Annotated in this window: 1 protein-coding gene; it reads left to right on the top strand. The window is 76.9% G+C overall.

What is annotated here, in order from left to right; translation table 11 throughout:
• A partial coding sequence (locus B9S61_RS03015; RefSeq protein ID WP_374936175.1) for an ADP-ribosylglycohydrolase family protein occupies nt 1-800 on the top strand: 800 nt, incomplete at both ends.

The raw sequence follows: 800 nt of genomic DNA, 5'->3' as shown, positions 1-800 counted from the left end.
CCACCCGCACCCGCACCCGCACCCGCACCCGCACCCGCACCCGCACCCGCCGACGGTGGTCAGGCCCCACAGGGGCCACCCGCACCCGACATCGAGAGCCGCACGAGTGGTGCGGGTGGGAACATCCGGGCCGAAGGCGCGGCCGGGGCCGAATCGCCCACACCCGGGCCGCCGCCGCGGGCAGGGATCGAAGGACTCCTCCTCGGCCTCGCCGCAGGCGACGCCGCCGGCTGGCCCGCCGCCCGCCACCGCGCAGCGAGAATGCCGGAGTGGACCCGCCGCCTCACCCGCGAGCTCGACACCTTCGCCGAACAGAACGCGACGACCACCCTCCCCGTCCCCATCGCCCTCAACCAGCCCTCCGAACCCCTCCGCCTCGGCCCCTCCGACGACGCCGAATGGGCGGCCTTCGCCGCGGAGGCGGTACTCCGCGCCGGTGACGACACCGCCTTCGGCGACCTCAGCCGCGAACGCCGCACCCGCGCGGCCATCGACCTGACCTGGAACACCGTGGCCGGCGAGATCGCCGCGGCGGCGCACCGCGCCCCCGAGACCGAGTCCGCCGTGCTCCCCCTGCGCGCCCGCATCTCCGTCCGCGCCGGTCTCGGCAACCTGGCCACCGGTCTGCGCCCGCCCGCCACCGGCCACGACAACCCGCACTACTTCGACGACGCGGCCTGCGTACGGGCCTGTGTGCTGGCCGTGGCACACCCCGGCGATCCCCGCGCCGCCGCCGATCTCGCCGAGTTCGACGCCCGCTACACCCAGGACGGCGACGGCGTGCGCGGCGCCCGCGCCAT

The organism is Streptomyces sp. SM1 (assembly GCF_002910825.1).
In the GTDB taxonomy this organism is placed as follows: Bacteria; Actinomycetota; Actinomycetes; order Streptomycetales; family Streptomycetaceae; genus Streptomyces; species Streptomyces okerensis.
This window is presented reverse-complemented; position numbering and strand designations above follow the sequence as displayed.